Here is an 889-nt window from a genome sequence, read left to right as displayed (position 1 = left end):
GTTTTGTATCCAGAGTCTACTGCTAATGTGATTGGCAACATATTTTTTGCTTCTAATCTTTCAACCATAGGTTTCAACTGTGTACTATCGTGAACATTTCCAGGTGTAACATGTTGATCAATTATAAAACCATTTTTATCTACACAACTATGTAAGCTATACGCAAATTGTTTCTCTCTTTCACCTTTAACATAGTAGCCAGCTTCTTGGTCAGTAGTACTGACTTTCTTATTTTTATATTCCTCCTTTTTCTTATTTTTTATGGGCTTTTTTCCTTGTGCTAACCTCTGTTGATTAATTTCATTATTAAGTTCTTCTTGGAAGTGTAATGTATCTTTTTTAACAACTCGGTTAATATATTTATTTTTGTTCGCATTAGCTTTTATATGTGTTGAATCAATGAATAACGTTGAGTGATCAATTAAATTATTCTTAATCGCAATTTGTAATATTCTTTCGAATATTTGTTCAAACAAGTCAGTATCATGGAACCGTCTTGTATAATTTTTACTGAATGTACCATAATGAGGGACTTTATCAAGAAAGCTAAACCCTAAATACCAACGGTAAGCTACGTTAGTCTCAATTTCTTTAATAGTTTGTCTCATTGATTTTATGCCAAATAGTCTTTGAATAAGTAAAATCTTAACTAAGATAACTGGATCAATAGAAGGACGTCCGTTATCTAAACAGTATTTATCTTCAACAAGTTCATAAACGAAGTTTAAATCTAATACCTTATCTACTTTTCTCAACAAATGATCTTTAGGGACCAATTCTGAAACAGAAATCATTTCATATTGGTCACGTTTATCTTCAGCTTTATTTAACATAGAATCAACTCCTAAATAAAATTTCATCTATATTATAAAATAGTTTGTTAATATTT

At 29.2% G+C, this 889-nt stretch carries 1 protein-coding gene; it reads right to left on the bottom strand.

Annotation, left to right across the window (positions count from 1 at the left end; translation table 11 throughout):
- On the bottom strand, positions 1-833 hold an 833-nt coding region (locus LQ611_RS13900; RefSeq protein ID WP_204236200.1), incomplete at its 3' end, for an IS1182 family transposase.
- Positions 834-889 lie beyond the last annotated feature (56 nt).

This window comes from Mammaliicoccus sp. L-M44 (assembly GCF_022386355.1).
GTDB lineage: Bacteria > Bacillota > Bacilli > Staphylococcales > Staphylococcaceae > Mammaliicoccus > Mammaliicoccus sciuri_A.
This window is presented reverse-complemented; position numbering and strand designations above follow the sequence as displayed.